Annotated in this window: 19 protein-coding genes and 2 tRNA genes; 1 reads left to right on the forward strand and 20 read right to left on the reverse strand. The window is 59.4% G+C overall.

The features are described from left to right. Positions 1 to 69 precede the first annotated feature (69 nt). From rpsO to rlmE, 14 genes are all read right to left on the reverse strand, one after another. Entirely contained in the window at positions 70 to 339 is a 270-nt protein-coding gene (rpsO, locus tag BLS75_RS16490; RefSeq protein ID WP_011059205.1) for a 30S ribosomal protein S15, read from the reverse strand. Between the two features lie 115 nt (positions 340 to 454). Then, positions 455 to 1,372: a tRNA pseudouridine(55) synthase TruB gene (gene truB, locus BLS75_RS16495; RefSeq protein ID WP_011059204.1), complete on the reverse strand. Its 918-nt coding sequence runs from the start codon at positions 1,370 to 1,372 to the stop codon at positions 455 to 457. Positions 1,373 to 1,375: 3 nt separating this feature from the next. Further along, positions 1,376 to 1,777 (reverse strand): 30S ribosome-binding factor RbfA, encoded by a 402-nt coding sequence (gene rbfA / locus BLS75_RS16500; RefSeq protein ID WP_011059203.1) that lies wholly within the window; start codon positions 1,775 to 1,777, stop codon positions 1,376 to 1,378. A 159-nt stretch (positions 1,778 to 1,936) separates the two neighbouring features. Continuing rightward, on the reverse strand, positions 1,937 to 4,453 hold the full coding sequence (infB, locus tag BLS75_RS16505) for a translation initiation factor IF-2 (RefSeq protein WP_011059202.1): 2,517 nt from the start codon (positions 4,451 to 4,453) through the stop codon (positions 1,937 to 1,939). A 27-nt stretch (positions 4,454 to 4,480) separates the two neighbouring features. Beyond that, the gene (gene nusA / locus BLS75_RS16510) at positions 4,481 to 5,962 is read right to left on the reverse strand and encodes a transcription termination factor NusA (RefSeq protein WP_011059201.1); all 1,482 of its coding nucleotides are present in this window, start codon (positions 5,960 to 5,962) and stop codon (positions 4,481 to 4,483) included. A gap of 47 nt (positions 5,963 to 6,009) precedes the next feature. Next, positions 6,010 to 6,468 (reverse strand): ribosome maturation factor RimP, encoded by a 459-nt coding sequence (rimP, locus tag BLS75_RS16515; protein ID WP_041120545.1) that lies wholly within the window; start codon positions 6,466 to 6,468, stop codon positions 6,010 to 6,012. Between the two features lie 130 nt (positions 6,469 to 6,598). Next, positions 6,599 to 6,675 (reverse strand) — tRNA-Met (locus BLS75_RS16520). Between the two features lie 96 nt (positions 6,676 to 6,771). Beyond that, a tRNA-Leu gene (locus tag BLS75_RS16525) sits at positions 6,772 to 6,857 on the reverse strand. A 29-nt stretch (positions 6,858 to 6,886) separates the two neighbouring features. Further along, positions 6,887 to 7,270: a preprotein translocase subunit SecG gene (gene secG / locus BLS75_RS16530; RefSeq protein ID WP_015634120.1), complete on the reverse strand. Its 384-nt coding sequence runs from the start codon at positions 7,268 to 7,270 to the stop codon at positions 6,887 to 6,889. Positions 7,271 to 7,274: 4 nt separating this feature from the next. Further along, the gene (tpiA, locus tag BLS75_RS16535; RefSeq protein WP_011059200.1) at positions 7,275 to 8,030 is read right to left on the reverse strand and encodes a triose-phosphate isomerase; all 756 of its coding nucleotides are present in this window, start codon (positions 8,028 to 8,030) and stop codon (positions 7,275 to 7,277) included. 66 nt (positions 8,031 to 8,096) lie between these two features. Continuing rightward, complete coding sequence (gene glmM / locus BLS75_RS16540; RefSeq protein ID WP_019095644.1) at positions 8,097 to 9,434, reverse strand: phosphoglucosamine mutase; 1,338 nt, start codon at positions 9,432 to 9,434, stop codon at positions 8,097 to 8,099. Between the two features lie 16 nt (positions 9,435 to 9,450). Beyond that, positions 9,451 to 10,302, reverse strand: a complete 852-nt coding sequence (folP, locus tag BLS75_RS16545) for a dihydropteroate synthase (RefSeq protein WP_041115939.1) — start codon at positions 10,300 to 10,302, stop codon at positions 9,451 to 9,453. 8 nt (positions 10,303 to 10,310) lie between these two features. Then, positions 10,311 to 12,215 (reverse strand): ATP-dependent zinc metalloprotease FtsH, encoded by a 1,905-nt coding sequence (ftsH, locus tag BLS75_RS16550; RefSeq protein WP_011059197.1) that lies wholly within the window; start codon positions 12,213 to 12,215, stop codon positions 10,311 to 10,313. Positions 12,216 to 12,416: 201 nt separating this feature from the next. After that, positions 12,417 to 13,046 (reverse strand): 23S rRNA (uridine(2552)-2'-O)-methyltransferase RlmE, encoded by a 630-nt coding sequence (gene rlmE / locus BLS75_RS16555; protein ID WP_011059196.1) that lies wholly within the window; start codon positions 13,044 to 13,046, stop codon positions 12,417 to 12,419. 104 nt (positions 13,047 to 13,150) lie between these two features. Here rlmE and BLS75_RS16560 point away from each other — a divergent pair, with 104 nt between their 5' ends. After that, entirely contained in the window at positions 13,151 to 13,459 is a 309-nt protein-coding gene (locus BLS75_RS16560) for a YhbY family RNA-binding protein (RefSeq protein WP_015634115.1), read from the forward strand. Positions 13,460 to 13,471: 12 nt separating this feature from the next. On the opposite strand, the gene BLS75_RS16565 is transcribed toward BLS75_RS16560, so the two are convergent. The 6 genes from BLS75_RS16565 to dnaJ form a co-directional block, all read right to left on the reverse strand. Continuing rightward, positions 13,472 to 13,876 (reverse strand): hypothetical protein, encoded by a 405-nt coding sequence (locus tag BLS75_RS16565; protein WP_011059194.1) that lies wholly within the window; start codon positions 13,874 to 13,876, stop codon positions 13,472 to 13,474. A gap of 28 nt (positions 13,877 to 13,904) precedes the next feature. Beyond that, entirely contained in the window at positions 13,905 to 14,381 is a 477-nt protein-coding gene (gene greA / locus BLS75_RS16570; RefSeq protein WP_011059193.1) for a transcription elongation factor GreA, read from the reverse strand. Further along, a complete protein-coding gene (gene carB, locus BLS75_RS16575) occupies positions 14,378 to 17,599 on the reverse strand; it encodes a carbamoyl-phosphate synthase large subunit (protein WP_011059192.1) in 3,222 nt (1,073 codons plus the stop codon). Before carB ends, greA begins: the two co-directional genes overlap by 4 nt. A 129-nt stretch (positions 17,600 to 17,728) precedes the next feature. Next, on the reverse strand, positions 17,729 to 18,865 hold the full coding sequence (gene carA, locus BLS75_RS16580) for a glutamine-hydrolyzing carbamoyl-phosphate synthase small subunit (protein ID WP_072451303.1): 1,137 nt from the start codon (positions 18,863 to 18,865) through the stop codon (positions 17,729 to 17,731). Between the two features lie 258 nt (positions 18,866 to 19,123). Beyond that, positions 19,124 to 19,930 carry a 4-hydroxy-tetrahydrodipicolinate reductase gene (gene dapB, locus BLS75_RS16585; RefSeq protein ID WP_011059190.1) on the reverse strand — a complete coding sequence of 269 codons (807 nt, stop codon included), beginning with the start codon at positions 19,928 to 19,930 and terminating at the stop codon, positions 19,124 to 19,126. Between the two features lie 10 nt (positions 19,931 to 19,940). Next, positions 19,941 to 21,065, reverse strand: a complete 1,125-nt coding sequence (gene dnaJ, locus BLS75_RS16590) for a molecular chaperone DnaJ (protein ID WP_015634112.1) — start codon at positions 21,063 to 21,065, stop codon at positions 19,941 to 19,943. Positions 21,066 to 21,368 lie beyond the last annotated feature (303 nt).

Raw genomic sequence — 21,368 nt, forward strand, 5'->3', positions numbered from 1 at the left:
GCCTGCCATACGCCGGCGGAAAAACCGCTGACGCATGGCAAACAACCAACCTCATAGCGCAATCGCTGATTAGCGACGCAGACCCAGACGACCGATCAGGGTGCTGTAACGGCTCAGGTCCTTGCCTTTCAGGTAGTCCAGCAGCTTACGACGCTGGTTTACCATGCGGATCAGGCCACGACGGGAGTGGTGGTCTTTACCGTTGGCTTTGAAGTGACCTTGCAGTTTGTTGATGTTGGCGGTCAGCAGTGCAACTTGCACTTCTGGCGAACCAGTGTCACCAACAGCTTGCTGGTAGTCGGTTACGATCTGAGCTTTTTCTTCAACGCTGAGTGCCATGTGGGCAATCCTTATATCAGGAAACTGTTCAAGAACAGTTTCAACAGGCCAGGGACAAATCCCTGTATCTATAAATGAGTAGTGACCGTGCCTGTTAACAGCCACCCTCGTCCGGTCATTCTGACCGAATCAGTCGACGCGGCGCGATGCGCCCGTCTTCGCTCACTTCACCGATACCGATGAAGCGACCGTTGTGATCCTGTACCCGCACCATGCCGAACTTCGGTGCATCCGGGGCACGTACCGGCTGGCCGTTGAGCCAGTAGAACGCGCTGTGCTCCGAGAACTGCAGCAGCGGCCAATCCAGCAGACCGCTGTCCGATGGCATCAGGAAGCGGTCTACCGCTTCGTTGCCGCCTTCGGCGTGCACTGCTTCAAGCTCTTCCAGGGTGACCGTCTGGGCCAGGCTGAAAGGTCCGGCCTGGGTCCGTCGCAGTTCTGCAACGTAGGCACCACAGCCGAGCTTTTCACCGATATCTTCCACCAGGGTGCGGATATAGGTGCCTTTGCTGCAGTCCACCGCCAGGCGAGCAGTGTCACCTTCGAAGGCGAGCAATTCCAAGCGCGCAATAGTAACAGAACGCGGTTCACGCTCCACCACTTCCCCTGCACGAGCCAGTTTGTAGAGTGGCTGGCCATCGCGCTTGAGGGCCGAGTACATCGGCGGTATCTGCTTGATTTCGCCACGAAACTCCGGCAATACCGCCTCGATATCGGCACGACCAACGGTCACTTCGCGGGTCTGCAAAACTTCGCCTTCAGCGTCCGCGGTGGTGGTGGTCTTGCCCAACTGAGCCAGGGTTTCGTAACCCTTGTCGGAATCGAGCAGGTATTGCGAGAACTTGGTGGCCTCGCCAAAGCACAGCGGCAAAACGCCGGTGGCCAGGGGGTCGAGGCTACCGGTGTGGCCGGCCTTCTCGGCGTTGAGCAGCCAACGGACCTTCTGCAGCGCCGCGTTGGAGGTGAAGCCCAGCGGCTTGTCCAGGAGGATGATGCCGCTGACGTTACGACGGATACGCTTGACCTGAGCCACCGCTTACTCCTTGGCGTCTTCAGGGGCAGGCGCGTCGCCATGCTGGCTGTCTTCAGCCACGGCACGCTCGATCAGGGCCGACAGGTGCGCCCCGCGGGCCACGCTCTCGTCGTAATGGAAGTGCAGTTGCGGCACGCTGCGCAGCTTCATTTCCTTGGCCAATTGCATGCGCAGGAAACCTGCCGCCGAGTTCAGCACCTTGATGCTCTGGGCGATCTGCTCGGCGTTTTCCTGGCCCATCACGGTGATGAAGATCTTCGCGTGGCCGACGTCGCGGCTGACTTCCACGGCGGTGATGGTCACCAGTCCGACGCGTGGATCCTTGACTTCACGACGGATCAGTTGCGCCAGTTCGCGCTGCATCTGATCACCGATACGTTGGGTACGGCTGTATTCTTTTGCCATGTCTTGTTACCTGTTACTGCCTCACGGTGAAACCCGTGTGGTCTGAAAGCGGCAAACGCCCGGCCTGGCAGAAGCCAGACCGGGCGTTGCGTTTAGAGGCCGCCGAGGGCGCCGTGCATTTGCATGCGAGCGGCCATCAGGGCTCTTGAAGTGCGCGAGTCAGAGGCTGCGAGCAACCTGGACCTTCTCGAAGACTTCGATCTTGTCGCCGACTTTGACGTCGTTGTAGCTCTTCACGCCGATACCGCATTCCATGCCGGCACGTACTTCAGAGGCGTCATCCTTGAAGCGGCGCAGGGATTCCAGCTCGCCTTCGAAGATAACGATGTCTTCACGCAGTACGCGGATTGGACGGTTACGGTGCACGACACCTTCGATGACCATGCAACCGGCGATCGCGCCAAACTTCGGCGAGCGGAACACGTCGCGAACTTCGGCAACACCCAGGATGTTCTCCCGAACGTCGCTGCCCAGCATACCGGTCAGGGCTTTCTTGACGTCTTCGATGATGTCGTAGATCACGTTGTAGTAACGCATATCCAGACCTTCCTGCTCGACGATCTTCCGTGCGCCGGCATCGGCACGCACGTTGAAGCCGAACAGTACAGCGTTGGAGGCCAGTGCCAGGTTGGCGTCGCTTTCGGTGATACCACCGACGCCGCCACCCACTACGCGCACTTGCACTTCGTCGTTGCCCAGGCCGTTCAGAGCGCCTTGCAGAGCTTCCAGCGAACCACGGACGTCGGATTTGAGGACGATGTTGAGCGTCTTCTTCTCTTCCTGGCCCATGCTTTCGAAGATGTTTTCCAGCTTGCCGGCGTGAGCACGGGCCAGCTTGACCTCGCGGAACTTGCCTTGACGGAACAGCGCCACTTCACGGGCTTTCTTCTCGTCGGCAACCACGCTCATCTCGTCGCCAGCGTCCGGAGTACCGTCCAGGCCGAGGATCTCGACCGGAATGGAAGGACCGGCTTCCTTGATTGGCTTGCCGTTCTCGTCGAGCATGGCGCGCACGCGGCCATAGTTCGAGCCGACCAGCACCATGTCGCCTTGACGCAGCGTACCGTCCTGAACCAGCACGGTAGCTACCGGGCCGCGGCCCTTGTCGAGGCGGGACTCGACCACGACACCACGGCCCGGGGCCGAAGGAGTCGCCTTGAGTTCTAGGACTTCGGCCTGCAGCAGAACAGCTTCCAGCAGGTCGTCGACACCGGTACCCATTTTCGCGGAGACCGGTACGAATGGAGTATCACCACCCCAGTCTTCCGACGTCACGCCGTGAACCGAAAGCTCACTGCGGATACGGTCCAGGTCGGCGCCCGGCTTGTCGATCTTGTTCACCGCAACCACCAGCGGAACGCCGGCAGCTTGTGCGTGCTGAACGGCTTCAACGGTCTGCGGCATCACGCCGTCGTCCGCTGCAACCACCAGGATCACGATGTCGGTGGCCTTGGCACCACGGGCACGCATGGCGGTAAACGCGGCGTGACCAGGGGTGTCGAGGAAGGTGACCATGCCGCGCTCGGTTTCTACGTGGTAGGCACCGATGTGCTGGGTGATGCCGCCGGCCTCGCCCGCGGCCACTTTGGCGCGACGGATGTAGTCCAGCAACGAGGTCTTACCGTGGTCAACGTGGCCCATTACGGTCACGACCGGCGCACGGGCAACCGCTTCACCTTCGAACTTCAGGGACTCGGCCAGGGAATCTTCCAGGGCGGTATCGCTGACCAGGGTCACTTTGTGGCCCAGTTCTTCAGCAACCAGCTGGGCAGTTTCCTGGTCCAGAACCTGGTTGATGGTGGCTGGAGTACCCAGCTTGAACATGAACTTGATGACTTCGGCAGCCTTGACCGACATCTGCTGGGCCAGTTCGCCCACAGTGATGGTCTCGCCGATCTGCACGTCACGTACCACTGGCCCGGTTGGGCTCTGGAAACCGTGAGCATTGCGCTTCTTCAGCTTGGCCTTGCCGCGACCACCACGACGGAAGCCATCGCTTTCTTCGTCGGTGGTACGTGGGGCAACGCGCGGAGCTGGCGCCTTTTCCTTGACCGAAGCACGATGCGGAGCATTTTTGCGCTCGCCATCGCCGCCACGACGGTTGTCGTCGTTGCGGGTCTTGTCCGGACGGCGCTGTTCGTCTTTCTTGCGCGCGTCAGCTGCTGGAGCCGCAGTGGCCACCGGAGCTTCCTGCACAGGCTCGACTACAGGCGCTGGAGCAGGAGCTGCTGCTTGCGCAGCAACCGGCTCGGCAACCGGAGCAGGCTGGCGACGCGCTTCTTCTTCGGCGCGACGCTTGGCTTCTTCTTCAGCCTTCTGACGAGCAGCATTTTCTACTGCGCGACGTTCTTCCAGTTCGCGTTGACGCTCGGCTTCGATTTCTTCCGGGCTGCGCTGTACGAAGACTTTCTTCTTGCGCACTTCAACGCTGATGCTCTTGCTGCCAGCAACCCGCAGGGTGCTGGTGGTCTTGCGCTGCAAAGTAATTTTGCGTGGTTCTTCCACTTTCGCCTTGTGGCTGCTTTTCAGGTGAGTCAGCAACGACTGCTTCTCACTGTCGCTCACATGTTCCTCGGCGGCGGTGTGCGGCAGACCTGCCTCACGCATCTGCTGCAGCAGGCGCTCTACCGGTGTTTTGACCTCATCGGCCAGTTGTTTCACCGTGACTTGCGTCATGCACTTCTCTCCTCAGGCCGCGCCTAATTACTCGAACCAGTGGGCTCGGGCGGCCATGATCAACTTGCCGGCACGATCATCGTCAATGCCGTCGATGTCGAGCAGGTCGTCAATAGACTGCTCGGCCAGGTCTTCGCGGGTAATTACGCCGCGCACCGCCAGTTCCATCGCCAAATCCTTGTCCATACCCTCAAGCGAGAGCAGGTCTTCGGCCGGATGGGCGTCTGCCAGCTTTTCCTCAGTAGCGATGGCTTTAGTCAACAAGCGATCCTTGGCCCGAGCGCGAAGCTCGTTGACGATGTCTTCGTCAAAGCCGTCGATGTTGAGCATTTCTTCCAGCGGTACGTAGGCAATCTCTTCCAGGCTGGTGAAGCCTTCATCAACCAGAACCTGTGCCAGTTCTTCATCGACTTCCAGCTCGTCGATGAAATTGCGCAGGATGTCGCCGGTTTCTGCTTGCTGCTTGGCCTGGATGTCCGATTCGGTCATCACGTTCAGGGTCCAGCCAGTCAGTTGGCTGGCCAGACGCACGTTCTGACCACCACGACCGATGGCTTGAGCCAGATTGTCTGCGCCAACGGCGATGTCCATGGCATGGGCATCTTCGTCGACGATAATTGCCGCGACTTCGGCCGGCGACATGGCGTTGATCACGAACTGCGCCGGGTTCTCATCCCACAGAACGATATCCACACGCTCGCCACCCAACTCACCGGAAACGGCCTGGACGCGCGAACCGCGCATACCAATGCACGCGCCCTGCGGGTCGATGCGCTTGTCCTTGGAGCGAACTGCGATCTTGGCCCGCGAACCCGGATCACGGGAGGCGGCCATTACTTCGATCAGGCCTTCGGCAATTTCCGGCACTTCGATACGGAACAGCTCGATCAGCATTTCCGGCGCGGTACGCGACAGGATCAGCTGCGGGCCGCGGTTCTCGGTGCGGATTTCCTTGAGCAGCGCGCGCAGGCGCACGCCAACCCGGAAAGTCTCACGGGAGATGATGTCTTCACGGGCCAGCAACGCCTCGGCGTTGTTACCCAGGTCGACGATCACGTTGTCACGTGTCACTTTTTTCACGGTGCCGGAGATGATTTCCCCCAGGCGCTCGCGATAGGCATCAACTACCTGTGCGCGCTCGGCTTCGCGAACCTTCTGCACGATGACCTGCTTGGCGGTCTGGGCAGCGATGCGGCCGAACTCGATGGATTCGATCTTTTCTTCGATCACATCACCGACTTTGGCGTCGGGATGGGTTTCGCGAGCCTTGCTCAACCAGGTCTCGACCGCTGGATCATCCAGGTCGGCCTCTTCGACCACCGTCCAGCGACGGAAAGTTTCGTAGGAACCGGTGTGGCGATTGATTTCCACACGCAGGTCTACTTCGTCCTCAAAACGCTTCTTGGTAGCAGTGGCCAGGGCCAGCTCCAGCGCTTCAAAAATTACGCTTGCCGGTACACCCTTTTCATTGGATACCGACTCAACAACCAGCAGTACTTCTTTGCTCATCGTACGCCTCGCCTTTCGCAAGCCATTGGATCCGCGGGATCCGCGTCTCAGTCAAAACTGGGAATTATGTTGGCCTTGTCGATCATATCGATCGGCAACAGGAACTCATGGTCATCCACTTGCACCACGACATCCTGTTCCTCCACCCCGCGGAGAAGGCCCTGAAAATTACGCCGACCTTCGAAGGGCGAGCGCAGTTTGATCTTCACTTGCTCACCGACATACTTGGCAAACTGTTCAAGAGTGAACAGTGGGCGTTCCATGCCAGGAGAGGAAACTTCAAGGGTGTATTCAACGGAGATCGGATCTTCTACGTCGAGAACACCACTGATCTGACGGCTGACGATGGCGCAATCGTCCACCAGCACGCCGCCTTCTTTATCGATATAAACGCGCAACAATGAGTGGCGACCCTGAGCCGAAAACTCAATACCCCAGCATTCATAGCCAAGGGCCACGACCACCGGGGCCAACAAGGCCTGCAACTGTTCTAGCTTGCTCGACACCTGAACCCCCTCGTGCATGCTTGTGCAAATAAAAAATGGGCGAAGCGCCCATCCCGGAAACGCCGTTGAATAGCGGCGTTGTAAAGTGTCCAGCTAACAAAAAGCCCCTGAAAAGGGGCTCCGCTAAAACTGGTTGCGGGGGCCGGATTTGAACCGACGACCTTCGGGTTATGAGCCCGACGAGCTACCAGACTGCTCCACCCCGCGACAAAGCTGGGGCGGAAGTATACGACTGATCCCTTTTTGGGTCAATGTAACCTTCCACCTACAAGAAAGCCCGCAACAGCGGGCTCTCCTGATAATTGGTACCGAGAAGGGGACTCGAACCCCTACACCCTATGGGCACAACCACCTCAAGGTTGCGTGTCTACCAATTCCACCACCTCGGCATAGACTACGTTACTGCGTGAAACTCTTCTTACTTCTGCTCTGGAGCTGGAGGTACGTCAGTCGCGCTGTTGGCCGACTTTTGCTCTTGGAGCACCGGGACATCATCAGAAGCCGGTTTTTGCTTTGGTACTTCAAGCACTGCTGGATCTGGCAAACCTACTTGAGTCAGCTGGTGAGCTTTCTCTTTAGCAAAGTAACCTAACCCCAAGCTGGTTATGAAGAAACCGGCGGCAAGTATAGCAGTAAACTTACTAAGAAAGGTAGAGGAACCTTGGCTTCCGAACACAGTATTTGAAGCACCTGCACCGAAAGACGCGCCAGCATCCGCACCTTTACCCTGCTGCAGCAAAACCAGAGCAACTACGCCCAGGGCACCCAGCAGATGAAAAACGACTACGACTGTTTCCAGCATTTTTTCAGTTTCCCGCGGCGCGACAGATCGCACCGAACTCATCTGCATTCAGGGAAGCTCCACCAATGAGCCCCCCATCGATATCCGGCATGCCGAACAGTTCGACCGCATTGGCCGCCTTCACGCTGCCGCCGTATAGAAGCCGCACACCTCGTGCCACTTCAGAATTTTCTGCCGCCAACTGCGCGCGGATAGCTGCGTGCACATCCTGCGCCTGTTGCGGTGTCGCAGTCAGCCCGGTACCAATGGCCCAGACCGGCTCGTAAGCGATAACAGCATTGGCGAACGCACCAACACCCAACTCTTCGATGATGCTGCCCAGCTGACGCCCGACAACCTCTAGAGTCTTCCCGGCTTCGCGCTGCTCGAGGGTCTCCCCTACACACAGAACCGGCTTCAAGCCACAGGCCTGCGCCGCTGCGAACTTGCGATTGAGAGTCGCGTCACGCTCACCCATGATCAGGCGGCGCTCGGAGTGACCAACCAGCACCAGGGAACAACCTGCATCCACCAACTGACTCGGGGCGATCTCGCCCGTCAATGCACCTTGCATGGATTCCACCGCAGAGTTCTGCGCGCCGACCTGAATCGACTTACCCTTCAAGCCATCAATCACTTGATTGATATACAAGCAAGGCGGGAATACCGCGACATCAACACCGCTTGGCAAGGCCAGATGACGAAGGCCGTTGATCAGCTCAGCGACGCTGGCGCGGGTACCGTGCATCTTCCAGTTACCAGCTACCATAGGGCGACGCATGCTGTACCTCGTCGGTCAAAGTGGGCGCAGATGTTACCCAACCAAAACAACACTGGCAAGCCGAAATCAGGCAGAAACTTCAGCAACCAGTTTCGCCAGCTCTTCGGCGTAAGCGCGAACCTGAGCTTCGTCGTCGCCTTCAACCATCACGCGCACCAGAGGCTCAGTACCCGACTTGCGCAACAGAACCCGACCACGCCCAGCCATAGCGGCCGTGACACGCTCGCAAGCCTCTTTCACCGCAGGATGCTCGACCGGGTTCTCACCGCCGCCAAAGCGCACATTGACCAGCACCTGAGGACACTTGCGCAGCCCCTGACGGGACTGGGCCAGGCTTTCACCACGAGCCTTGAGCGCCATCAGCACCTGCAGCGCGGCAATGATCGCATCCCCGGTAGTAGCATGACGGAAGCACACGATGTGCCCGGAGTTTTCGCCACCTACCAGCCAATTGCGCTCCAGCAGCTCGGCGATCACATAGCGGTCACCGACGTTGGCCCGGACAAAGGGGATGCCCAAGTCCGCCAGGGCCAGCTCCAGCCCCAGGTTGCTCATGAGCGTTCCGACCACGCCGCCTTGCAGCTTGTCACGCTCATGCAGGTCGCGAGCGATGATGAACAGCAACTCGTCACCATCCACGATCGCGCCAGTCTGATCGACCATCAGCACCCGGTCACCGTCGCCATCAAAGGCAATACCCAGGTCCGCATGCTCGGCCAGGACAGCCGCCTGCAATTGGCCCATGTGGGTCGAGCCGCAGTTCTCGTTGATGTTCAAACCATTGGGCTGCGCGGACAGCACAGTGACCTGCGCGCCCAACTCGCGGAACACGCTTGGTGCCACCTTGTAGGTCGCACCATGAGCGCAGTCGAGAACAACTTTCAAACCAGCGAAGCTGGTGCTGGAAGGCACGCTGCTTTTGCAGAATTCGATATAACGCCCTGAAGCGTCGTTGATCCGCGACACCTTGCCGAGCTTGCTCGACTCGACCACGGTCATCGGCGCATCCAGCAACTCCTCGATCATCAGCTCGACCTCGTCAGGCAGCTTGGTGCCTTCGCCCGAGAAGAACTTGATGCCGTTGTCATCATGGGGATTGTGCGAGGCACTGATAACGATGCCCGCCTCCGCATGGAAGGTACGCGTCAGGTAAGCAATGGCCGGAGTCGGCATCGGCCCCAGGAGCATCACATCGGCACCAGCTGCAGACAACCCGGCCTCCAGTGCAGACTCGAACATGTACCCGGAGATACGCGTGTCCTTGCCCACCAGCACGCGGCAGGCGCCCATGCTGCGAAAAGCCATGCCAGCGGCCCAGCCGAGCTTTAGCATGAAATCAGGAGTGATAGGGAATTCGCCTACACGGCCGCGGATGCCGTCGGTGCCAAAGTATTTTTTAGTCATAAGTACTCCATCATTCTTATTCGGCGGATTCCACTGCCGCAATCATTCGCACCACATCCACGGTCTCGGCGACATCATGGACACGGATAATTTTCGCGCCCTTGGACACTGCCAGGGCCGCTAGTGCCAGACTGCCGTGCAATCGCTCACCTACGGGGCGATTCAAGGCCTGGCCAATCATGCTCTTGCGCGACACCCCAACCAACAACGGGCGCCCAAGGGCATGCAAGGCATCCATATGCTTGAACAGGCTCAGGTTGTGTTGCAGGGTCTTGGCAAAGCCAAAGCCCGGATCGAGCACAATCCGCTCTGGACCGATGCCCACTGACGCACACTGGGCCATGCGCTCAACCAGGAACTCGGCAACCTCTCGGGTCACGTCCTGATAATGCGGGTTGTCCTGCATATCACCGGGCTCACCCAGCATGTGCATCAGACATACCGGCAAGCCAGTGGCCGCCGCCGCATCCAGGGCCCCCTCCCGGCGCAATGAACGAACGTCATTGATCAGCCCTGCGCCGAGGCGAGCGGTTTCACGCATCACCGCCGGCGTCGAGGTATCAACAGAAATGATCACATCCAACTCACGGTGGATGCGCTCGACCACAGGCGCGACTCGCTCCAACTCCTCCAGCGGCGATACCGCACGGGCACCCGGGCGAGTGGATTCGCCACCGACATCAATCAGCGTAGCACCGGCCGCAACCATGGCCTCGGCATGCTGCAAAGCCAGATCAAGCTGGCTGAAGCGGCCACCATCAGAGAAGGAGTCGGGAGTTACATTCAAGATGCCCATGACATGCGCACGGGCCAAATCAAGAACCCGGTTGCCGCAAGGCAACCGGGTGGAGGAAGGAACAGAAGTCATTTAAAACCTTAGTGGTCGGCTGCTGGGCCGCCAATGGGTGTTTCCGGACGCTCATTCTGCACTACTGGAGGAGGAGTACCCGAGCCTCCCTCCCAATCACGAGGTTCGCGTGGAGTACGCCCTGCCATGATGTCGTCGATCTGATCAGCGTCGATGGTTTCGTACTTCATCAGGGCGTCTGCCATGGCGTCCAGCTTGTCGCGGTTGTCCGTCAGGATCTGCTTGGCGGTGCCGTAGCACTGATCGATGATGCTACGCACCTCGGAGTCGATCAGTTTCGCCGTTTCCGCAGACAGGCTCGCATGCTGGCTACCCGCGCTGCGCCCCAGGAACACCTCACCCTCTTCTTCGGCATACATCAGCGGACCAAGCTTCTCGGAAAGACCCCATTTGGTCACCATGTTCCGCGCGATCTGGCTGGCACGCATGATGTCGTTGGAGGCGCCGGTGGTCACGCCGTCGAAGCCAAGGGTCATTTCTTCAGCGATACGACCGCCGTAGAGCGAGCAGATCTGGCTGATCAGGGCACGCTTGGAGAGGCTGTAGCGATCTTCTTCCGGCAGGAACATGGTGACACCCAAGGCCCGGCCGCGAGGAATGATCGACACCTTGTAGACCGGGTCATGCTCGGGCACGACACGACCAACAATGGCGTGGCCAGCTTCGTGATAAGCCGTGTTCTGCTTCTCTTTTTCGGACATGACCATGGATTTGCGCTCCGCGCCCATCATGATCTTGTCCTTGGCCAGTTCGAATTCCTTCATTTCAACGATGCGCTTGCCGGTACGCGCCGCAAACAGCGAGGCCTCGTTGACCAGGTTCGCCAGGTCGGCACCGGAGAAACCCGGGGTACCGCGGGCGATTACCGCAGGTGCAACGTCGTCGCCCATTGGCACTTTACGCATGTGCACCTTGAGAATCTGTTCGCGACCGCGAATGTCCGGCAGGCCAACCACGACCTGACGGTCGAAACGGCCCGGACGCAGCAAGGCCGGGTCCAGTACGTCAGGACGGTTGGTCGCGGCGATCACGATAATGCCGTCGTTCATTTCGAAGCCATCCATCTCAACCAGCAACTGGTTGAGGGTCTGCTCACGCTCATCATGACCGCCGCCCATGCCGGCGCCACGGTGACGACCGACGGCGTCGATCTCGTCGATGAAGATGATGCAAGGAGCATGCTTCTTGGCTTGCTCGAACATGTCACGGACGCGGCTGGCACCCACCCCGACGAACATCTCGACGAAGTCGGAACCGGAAATGGTGAAGAAAGGCACCTTGGCTTCACCAGCGATGGCTTTGGCCAGCAACGTCTTACCGGTACCTGGTGGGCCCACCATCAACACGCCGCGAGGAATACGACCGCCCAGACGCTGGAACTTGCCTGGGTCACGGAGGAATTCAACCAACTCACCTACTTCTTCCTTGGCCTCGTCGCAACCGGCAACGTCAGCCAAGGTAGTTTTCACCTGATCTTCAGACAGCAAGCGCGCCTTGCTCTTGCCGAAACTCATCGGCCCGCCCTTGCCTCCGGCACCACCCTGCATCTGGCGCATGAAGAACATGAACACCGCGATGATCACCAGGATCGGGAAGCTGGCCACCAGCAGTTGAGTCCAGATGCTTTGCTGTTCAGGCTGCTTGCCTTCGACCACCACGTGGTTGTCCACCAGGTCGCCGATCAGGCCATTGTCCTGAATGGCAGGACGAATGGTCTTGAAGCTGTCGCCATCGTTGCGCTTGCCGGTAATCACGTAGCCATCAACCGCTACGCGCTCGACCTTGCCATCCTTAACTTGCTGGATGAAGTCGGAATAGTTGAGGGTCTGCGGCTCGTTAGGGCTGGAGAAGTTGTTCATCACCGTCACCAAGACGGCGGCGATGATCAACCACAGGATCAGATTCTTTGCCATGTCGTTCAATTAACTACCCTCTGAAGCAAGCTCCGCTACTGGCGCGCGCTTCGCATGATATTCACCGGCCTAACTTACTACATTACCTACAGCTCTGGCAGGCGCTGTCTGTAACCCTATGTGAAACTTAGACTACACAATATGCGCTTAATCTGACGGGGCGAAATACGAAAATCCTATCACCCCAGTCAAAACTCTTACTTACTCACTACGACCACGGAAGCCGCGACCCAGCAAGTATTGCTCCCGAGAACGGTCACGAGATGATGACGGTTTGCGCATCTGCACTTTCTCGAACATCTGCCGCACGCTCTTGTGGTACTCATCGAAGCCTTCACCCTGGAAGATCTTGATCAGAAAATCACCACCTGGACGCAAGACCCGACCAGCAAGATCCAGCGCCAACTCACACAGGAACATCGCTCGCGGCATATCCACGGCTGCTAACCCACTCATATTGGGGGCCATATCGGAAATCACAAGGTCAACTTCAGAATTTCCGACCGCCTCGAGGATCTGCGCCAGTACTGCATCCTCAGTGAAGTCCCCTTGAATAAAGGTCACATCGGGAATGCTGTCCATTTCCAGGATGTCCGAGGCAATCAGGCGCCCCTGGCCACCAATCAGACGACTGGTCACCTGCGACCAGCCACCCGGGGCGGCCCCCAGGTCGATCACACTCATGCCAGGACGGATAAGGCGGTCCTTTTCCTGGATCTCCAGCAGTTTGTAGCTGGCACGGGAACGGTACCCATCTTTTTGCGCCATTTTGACGAATGGGTCGTTGAAGTGCTCTTTCAGCCAGTTATGGCTAGTTTTGGAACGGGCCACGGGCCACCTCAAAATAAAACGGGTCGTGATTAACTGGGCGGTCCCGGACTCGCTCGGGTAAACTGGCCGCCGCTTTTTACAAGATCAGACGCAGGGGTCAGATTATGCCGCTCACTCAAGAGCAGAAGAAACAGTACAAATCCATTGGCCACCATCTGAAACCAGTATTGACTGTGGCTGACAACGGTTTGACCGAAGGTGTATTAGCCGAACTTGAACGCGCCTTGAGCGATCACGAGCTGATCAAGATCAAGCTCAACATCCTCGAGCGCGAGTCGCGCCTGGAAGCCATTGCCCAATTGTGCAAGGCCGGCAAAGCGGATCTGGTGCAGGTCATCGGCAAGATGGCGCTGATCTACCGCAAGAACGCCAAGGTAAACAAGCAATTGTCGAACGTCCATCGTTTCCACTGACGTCGACTCGGGTCAAGGGTGTGCCTGGCGCACCCTGCCACCCCATCCCGGCACTGGCTGCAACACCAGTACCAGCCCGGAAAAACCCAGGACCAGATAGCTGAACAACTGCCAGCGCTGAGCTTCAGGCAACAAGATGCGTACGACGAAATACATCGCACACGCATACATCGCCATCAATAGCAGTTGCCCCCGAATATCCCGCCACAAGCTCCTCAGCCCTTCGGACTGGATCAATACCAGTATCTGCAGGACCAGGCACGCCGCCGAAAAACCTACCAGCAACGCACTGAGCAGCGACGAGATTTCTTCGATCAGCAAGGGGGCAAGGCCAATCTGCCCCAGGGCGGGCAGCAAGCCGAGATGCAACAACCACAAGCCGCCGACCCACAACATCTGGGCCAGCTGCCAAAGCATGGCGCCCGCGTGCAGCGGGCGCCTTCTTTCAGATGTGACGGACTTCGACAATCTCGTACTCGATAACGCCACCAGGCGTTTTGACCGCCACCACATCACCCTCTTCCTTGGCAATCAAGGCGCGAGCGATCGGCGAGCCGACGGAAATTTTACCGAGTTTGATGTCAGCCTCATCCTCACCCACGATCTGGTAGGTGACGCTTTCGTCAGTTTCGACGTTGGCGATTTCTACCGTGGTGCCAAAGATCACCTTGCCGGTATGAGGAATGGTCGTGACATCGATGACCACCGAGTTCTGCAGGCGGCCTTCAATATCGCGGATCCGCGCTTCTACCATGCCCTGCTGTTCGCGAGCGGCATGGTATTCGGCGTTTTCCTTCAGGTCACCCAACTCGCGGGCCGTACCGATGTCCTGGCTGAGCTTCGGACGCACGACCTTGGTCAGGTGAGCATGCTCTTCTTCCAGGGCGCGCGCGCCCTGGACGGTCATTGGGTATTTATTCATGCCTTCAATCCTGCGTGTAGATCCTGCAAGCGACGCACGGTCTTTTCCGGACCGAACTTCAACGCTTCACAGATAGCTTCGCCAGCAGCAATGGTGGTGGTGCAGTAGATCTTGTGCTGCAAGGCGTTACGACGAATGGAATAAGAGTCAGCAATCGACTGACGGCCTTCAGTGGTGTTGATGATCAGAGTGACTTCGTCGTTCTTGATCATATCGACCACATGCGGACGACCTTCAGTCACCTTGTTCACACGACGCACCTTCAGACCGGCCGCCTCGATCAGCTTGGCGGTGCCCGCAGTAGCGACCACTTCGAAGCCCAAGTTGATCAGATCACGGGCCACGCCTGCAACCAGAGGCTTGTCATCGTCGCGCACGCTGATGAACGCAGTACCGCCGGTCGGCAGCACTTCGCTGGCACCCATCTGGGCCTTGGCAAAGGCTTCGCCGAAGGTGTCGCCCACGCCCATCACCTCGCCGGTGGACTTCATCTCTGGGCCGAGGATCGGGTCGACGCCCGGGAACTTGGCAAACGGGAATACCGCTTCCTTGACGCTGTAGAAATTCGGAATGATTTCCTTGGTGAAGCCCAGCTCTTTCAGGGTCTTACCGGCCATCACACGAGCAGCGATCATCGCCAGGGAGACACCGATGCACTTGGAAACGAACGGCACGGTCCGGGAAGCACGCGGGTTCACTTCGATGACGTAGATCTGATCGCCCTGCAGGGCCAGCTGCACGTTCATCAGGCCAACCACACCCAGTTCCAGGGCCATTTTCTTGACCTGTTCGCGCATCTCGTCCTGGATGTGCGCCGGCAGCGAGTACGGCGGCAGCGAGCACGCAGAGTCACCGGAGTGAACGCCAGCCTGCTCGATGTGCTGCATGATGGCGCCGATCACTACGTCGGTGCCGTCGCAGACCGCATCCACGTCCATTTCAATGGCGCAGTTGAGGAAGTGATCCAGCAGCACCGGGCTGTCGTTGGACACTTGCACCGCTTCGCGCAAGTAGCGCTTGAGTTCATCTTCCTCGTAGACGATTTCCATCGCCCGGCCGCCCAGCACGTAGGACGGACGCACCACCAGCGGGTAACCGATCTTGGCGGCGGCACGAATCGCTTCGTCTTCGCTGCGCACGGTAGCGTTTGGTGGCTGACGCAGGTTCAGGCGTTCGACCATCTGCTGGAAGCGCTCACGGTCTTCGGCGCGGTCGATAGCGTCTGGGCTGGTGCCGATGATCGGCACGCCGGCGGCTTCCAGGGCACGAGCCAGTTTCAGCGGAGTCTGGCCGCCGTACTGCACGATCACGCCTTTTGGCTTCTCGACACGGACGATTTCCAGCACGTCTTCCAGGGTCACTGGCTCGAAGTACAGGCGATCCGAAGTGTCGTAGTCGGTGGAAACGGTTTCCGGGTTGCAGTTGACCATGATGGTTTCGTAACCATCGTCGCGCAGCGCCAGGGCGGCGTGTACGCAGCAGTAGTCGAACTCGATGCCCTGGCCGATACGGTTTGGACCGCCACCCAGGATCATGATCTTGTCGCGGGTCGAAGGTGCGGCTTCGCACTCTTCTTCATAAGTCGAGTACAGGTACGCAGTGTCGGTGGCGAACTCGGCGGCGCAGGTGTCGACGCGCTTGTAGACCGGGAACACTTCCAGCTTCTGACGATGTGTGCGCAGGTTCTTCTCGGTCACGCCCAGCAACTTGGCCAGACGCTGGTCGGAGAAGCCTTTGCGCTTGAGGCGGAACATCAGGTCGCGGTCGATGGCCGACAGGCCCAGGGTCTTGACCTTCTCTTCTTCCTTGATCAGGTCTTCGATCTGCACCAGGAACCAAGGATCGATCATGTTCATGCCGAAGATCTGCTCAACGGTCATGCCGGCACGGAAGGCATCAGCCACGTACCAGATACGCTCGGCGCCGGGCACGGTCAACTCGCGCTTGAGCACGTTCATGCTTTCCGGATTGCTCAGGTCGAGCTTGGGATCCAGGCCGCAAACGCCCACTTCCAGACCGCGCAGGGCTTTCTGCAGGGATTCCTGGAAGGTCCGACCGATGGCCATGACCTCACCCACCGACTTCATCTGGGTGGTCAGGCGCGCGTCGGCCTTGGAGAACTTCTCGAAGGCGAAGCGTGGCAGCTTGGTCACGACGTAGTCGATGGACGGCTCGAAGGACGCCGGGGTCTTGCCGCCGGTAATATCGTTGGACAGCTCGTCCAGGGTGTAGCCGACAGCCAGCTTGGCCGCGACCTTGGCGATCGGGAAACCGGTGGCTTTCGAAGCCAGCGCCGAGGAACGGGACACCCGCGGGTTCATCTCGATCACGACCATGCGGCCTGTGTTCGGGCAGATACCGAACTGCACGTTGGAACCGCCAGTTTCCACACCGATCTCGCGCAGCACCGCCAGGGAGGCGTTACGCAGGATCTGGTATTCCTTGTCGGTCAGGGTCTGCGCCGGAGCCACGGTGATGGAGTCACCGGTGTGCACGCCCATCGGGTCGAAGTTCTCGATGGAGCAGACGATGATGCAGTTGTCCTTCTTATCGCGGACCACCTCCATCTCGTACTCTTTCCAGCCGATCAGGGATTCGTCGATCAGCAGTTCCTTGGTCGGCGACAGGTCCAAACCGCGGGCGCAGATCTCTTCGAACTCTTCACGGTTGTAGGCGATGCCACCACCGGTGCCACCCATGGTGAAGGATGGACGGATGATGCAAGGGAAGCCCAGCTTGTCGAGGACCGCATTGGCCTCTTCCATGCTGTGGGCAATACCGGAGCGCGGGCACGCCAGGCCGATTGACTTCATGGCAGCGTCGAAGCGCGAACGGTCTTCAGCCTTGTCGATGGTGTCGGCGTTGGCGCCGATCATCTCTACGCCGAACTTCTCCAGGACGCCTTCACGTTCCAGGTCCAGGGCGCAGTTCAGCGCAGTCTGGCCGCCCATGGTCGGCAGCAGCGCGTCCGGACGCTCTTTCTCGATGATCTTGGCAACGGTCTGCCACTTGATCGGCTCGATGTAGGTGGCGTCGGCCATGGCCGGGTCGGTCATGATGGTGGCCGGGTTGGAGTTCACCAGGATGACCCGGTAGCCCTCTTCGCGCAGGGCCTTGCAAGCCTGGGCGCCGGAGTAGTCGAATTCGCAGGCCTGGCCGATCACGATCGGGCCAGCGCCAAGAATCAGGATGCTTTTAATGTCTGTACGTTTTGGCATGGGTTGTCACTCAAATCCGCAGGTCAGTCGGCAAGCCGTCTTGAACATTCTCTGAGGCGCCTGAGGGGTTCCGCCGGATTTGCCGGGGCCGCCCTCAAGCGCTGCTCGCTACACTTTCAAGGCGAGCGTTTAGCGTCGCTTGGCCATCTCGTTGATGAAGCGGTCGAACAGCGGCGCCACATCGTTCGGGCCCGGGCTGGCTTCCGGGTGGCCCTGGAAGCTGAACGCGCTCTTGTCGGTGCGCTCGATACCCTGCAGGGTGCCGTCGAACAGCGACTTGTGGATCGCCCGGACGTTGCCCGGCAGCGTGGCTTCATCCACCGCAAAACCGTGGTTCTGGCTGGTGATCATGACCACGCCGCTGTCCAGGTCCTGCACCGGGTGGTTGGCGCCGTGGTGGCCGTGGCCCATTTTCAGGGTCTTGGCACCAGAGGCCAGGGCCAGCAGTTGGTGACCCAGGCAGATGCCGAACACCGGAATCTCGGTTTCGAGGATTTCCTTGATCGCCTTGATGGCGTAGTCGCAAGGCTCGGGGTCACCTGGGCCGTTGGACAGGAACACACCGTCAGGCTTGAGAGCCAGCACATCGCTTGCCGGGGTCTGGGCAGGCACCACGGTGACGCGGCAACCGCGCTCCACCAGCATGCGCAGGATATTCAGCTTGACCCCGTAGTCGTAGGCAACCACGTGATACGGCAGCTCGGAAGCCTCGATGGTGGCGTGGCTGTCGGTCTTCAGATCCCAGACAGTCGAACGCCACTCGTAGCTTTCCTTGGTGCTGACGACTTTCGCCAGGTCCATGCCTTTGAGGCCAGGGAAGCCGCGCGCTGCAGCGATCGCCGCTTCTTCGGAAATGTTGTCACCGGCCATGATGCAGCCGTTCTGTGCACCTTTCTCACGCAGGATGCGGGTCAGGCGACGGGTGTCGATACCGGCGATCGCCACCACGCTGTTGGCTTTCAGGTAATCGGACAGGGACAGAGTGTTACGCCAGTTGCTGGCTACCAGCGGCAGGTCACGGATGACCAGGCCGGCCGACCACACACGGTCGGACTCGGCATCTTCCGGCGTGGTGCCGGTGTTGCCGATGTGAGGGTAAGTCAGGGTAACGATCTGTTGGGCGTAGGAAGGATCGGTAAGGATTTCCTGATAGCCGGTCATTGCGGTGTTGAACACCACCTCACCAACGGTTTGACCGTCGGCTCCAATGGCTTCGCCGCGAAAAATGCTGCCATCAGCAAGGGCGAGTATGGCTGGCTTAGTCAAGAAGACCTCCCGTAAATAGAGCCTGAAAGGGCGATCGCAGGTTGCAAAAAAGCGGAATGACGTATAGACACGTCACCCCGCTTCTTCGTCGAATTATCTGCGCGCTTTTAGTGGACACACTAAAGCTGTAGCTTACAGAAAAAGGCTTTTTTGGTCCACCGCTAATGAGCCTTAAAGGCAGAGGAATGCGACAGGTCATCGCTTGGCGGTTTGAAGCAGGGTCCAAGCATCGCGCTTCAACCCTGCATCAGATGCATCTCAACGCAGATCCAGCACATCCTGCATGTCGTAAAGACCAGCCTCGCGCCCGTCCAGCCACAGCGCGGCACGCACCGCTCCCTTGGCGAAGGTCATGCGACTGGAGGCCTTGTGGGTAATCTCCAGGCGCTCGCCCTCTGTGGCAAACAGCACGGTGTGATCCCCCACCACATCGCCACCACGAACCGTGGCGAAGCCGATGGTTTCACGCTCACGGGCGCCTGTATGGCCTTCACGACCATAAACCGCGACCTGCTGCAGATCACGCCCCAGGGCGCTGGCGATCACCTCACCCATGCGCAGGGCGGTGCCCGATGGCGCATCGATCTTGTGTCGGTGATGCGCCTCGATGATCTCGATATCCGCATCGTCACCCAGCACCCGAGCCGCCATATCCAGCAGCTTCAGCGACAGGTTGACCCCAACACTGAAGTTGGCAGCGAAGACGATCGGAATCTCCTTGCCCGCCTCGGCCAGCAATTGCTTTTCCCTGGCACCCAGGCCGGTGGTACCGATCACCATGGCCTTGCCTGCCTTGCGGCAGAACGCCAGGTTCTTGAGCATCACTTCCGGCAAGGTGAAGTCGATCAGCACATCGAACTCATCAACCACCTTCTCCAGACTGTCGGACATCGGCACGCCAAGACGCCCCAGGGATGCCAGCTCACCCGCATCCGCCCCCACCAGAGAACTGCCCGGACGCACGATCGCCGCGGTCAGCCCGGAGAGCGGCGAACGCAGTTGCACGGCCTCGACCAGGGTCTTGCCCATGCGCCCCGCGGCGCCCATCACTGCTATACGTCGCATGCGTTACTCCTTACAGGTCGCCGAAGAAGCGCTTGACGCCCTCGAACCAGCCGGTGGTTTTCGGCGAGTGAGAATTGTCGTCGTCCAGCGAACCACGCAACTCTTCCAGCAGCTCGCGCTGACGACGACTCAGGTTCACTGGCGTCTCCACCGCAACCCGGCACATCAGGTCGCCGGCACCGCCGCCACGCACGGGAGCAACGCCCTTGCCACGAATCCGGAACTGCTTGCCGGTCTGAGTTCCTTCGGGAATCTTCAGCTTGACCCGACCATCCAGGGTCGGAATCTCCAGCTCGCCACCCAACGCCGCATCTACGAAGCTGATGGGCACCTCACAGAACAGGTGCTTGCCGTCGCGCTGGAAGATCGCGTGCTCACGCACATTGATCACCACATACAGGTCGCCAGTCGGGCCACCCTGGGTCCCCGCCTCGCCTTCGCCGGACAGGCGAATACGGTCGCCGGTATCGACACCTGCCGGCACTTTCACCGACAGCGTCTTGTACTCTTCGACCCGACCTTCGCCGTGGCAGGAATCGCACGGATCGGAAATGATCTTGCCCTGGCCATGGCAGCGCGGGCAGGTCTGCTGCACCGAGAAGAAGCCCTGCTGCATGCGCACCTGACCAATACCGCCACAGGTCGGACAAGTGACAGGGGAAGACCCTTTCTTGGCGCCCGAACCATCGCATGGCTTGCAGTTGACCAGTGTCGGCACACGGATATTCACCGTGGTGCCACGCACCGCTTCTTCCAGGTTCAACTCCAGGGTGTAACGCAGGTCGCTGCCGCGCTGCGCACCGCCACGGGAACCGCCGCGACCGCCACCGAAGAAATCACTGAACACGTCACCGAAGATATCGGAGAAGTTCTGCCCGCCGAAGCCGGCACCCCCGCCACCCATGCTCGGGTCGACACCAGCGTGGCCGTACTGGTCATACGCGGCACGCTTGCTGGAATCGGACAGTACTTCGTAGGCCTCGTTGGCCTCCTTGAACATGTCTTCCGACGCTTTGTCGCCGGGATTACGATCCGGGTGATGCTTCATCGCCAAGCGACGGTAAGCCTTTTTCAGCTCCGCATCGCTGGAGCCACGCTCCACACCCAACACTTCGTAATAGTCACGCTTTGCCATAAGTCTTTGCACTCTTAAGGACGTCCGGCAAACCCTCCTGAGCTCTGCCAAACTCGCTGAGCCCCAATACAGGCCCGGACCCAACTCACGTCAATTCAACGATCCTGGTCTTGGAAAGCCAACCCGGTTGCGGGCCGACCATTGCGGTCATCACAGCCGGAAAGCAGGAGCTTCTCCGACCCGACCGCCAGCGCACAAACGGAGCTTGTACGCCGTCAAAATTTCGCTGACTCCAGACACGCCAACGCGGGAGCAAGCTCCCGCGCGGCGACATCCTACCAGTCACCGCCCAAAGGCAGTCAA

It is taken from the genome of Pseudomonas sp. NFPP12 (assembly GCF_900103205.1).
Taxonomy (GTDB): Bacteria; Pseudomonadota; Gammaproteobacteria; order Pseudomonadales; family Pseudomonadaceae; genus Aquipseudomonas; species Aquipseudomonas protegens.

Coding starts and splice junctions, on each gene's coding strand:
- rpsO (WP_011059205.1), bottom strand. CDS start 339: ATGGCACTCAGCGTTGAAGAAAAAGCTCAGATCGTAACCGACTACCAG.
- greA (WP_011059193.1), bottom strand. CDS start 14,381: ATGAATAAATACCCAATGACCGTCCAGGGCGCGCGCGCCCTGGAAGAA.
- folP (WP_041115939.1), bottom strand. CDS start 10,302: ATGACTTCTGTTCCTTCCTCCACCCGGTTGCCTTGCGGCAACCGGGTT.
- secG (WP_015634120.1), bottom strand. CDS start 7,270: ATGCTGGAAACAGTCGTAGTCGTTTTTCATCTGCTGGGTGCCCTGGGC.
- tpiA (WP_011059200.1), bottom strand. CDS start 8,030: ATGCGTCGCCCTATGGTAGCTGGTAACTGGAAGATGCACGGTACCCGC.
- ftsH (WP_011059197.1), bottom strand. CDS start 12,215: ATGGCAAAGAATCTGATCCTGTGGTTGATCATCGCCGCCGTCTTGGTG.
- BLS75_RS16565 (WP_011059194.1), bottom strand. CDS start 13,876: ATGCTTTGGCAGCTGGCCCAGATGTTGTGGGTCGGCGGCTTGTGGTTG.
- dapB (WP_011059190.1), bottom strand. CDS start 19,930: ATGCGACGTATAGCAGTGATGGGCGCCGCGGGGCGCATGGGCAAGACC.
- carB (WP_011059192.1), bottom strand. CDS start 17,599: ATGCCAAAACGTACAGACATTAAAAGCATCCTGATTCTTGGCGCTGGC.
- infB (WP_011059202.1), bottom strand. CDS start 4,453: ATGACGCAAGTCACGGTGAAACAACTGGCCGATGAGGTCAAAACACCG.
- glmM (WP_019095644.1), bottom strand. CDS start 9,434: ATGACTAAAAAATACTTTGGCACCGACGGCATCCGCGGCCGTGTAGGC.
- nusA (WP_011059201.1), bottom strand. CDS start 5,962: ATGAGCAAAGAAGTACTGCTGGTTGTTGAGTCGGTATCCAATGAAAAG.
- dnaJ (WP_015634112.1), bottom strand. CDS start 21,065: ATGGCAAAGCGTGACTATTACGAAGTGTTGGGTGTGGAGCGTGGCTCC.
- rbfA (WP_011059203.1), bottom strand. CDS start 1,777: ATGGCAAAAGAATACAGCCGTACCCAACGTATCGGTGATCAGATGCAG.
- BLS75_RS16560 (WP_015634115.1), top strand. CDS start 13,151: ATGCCGCTCACTCAAGAGCAGAAGAAACAGTACAAATCCATTGGCCAC.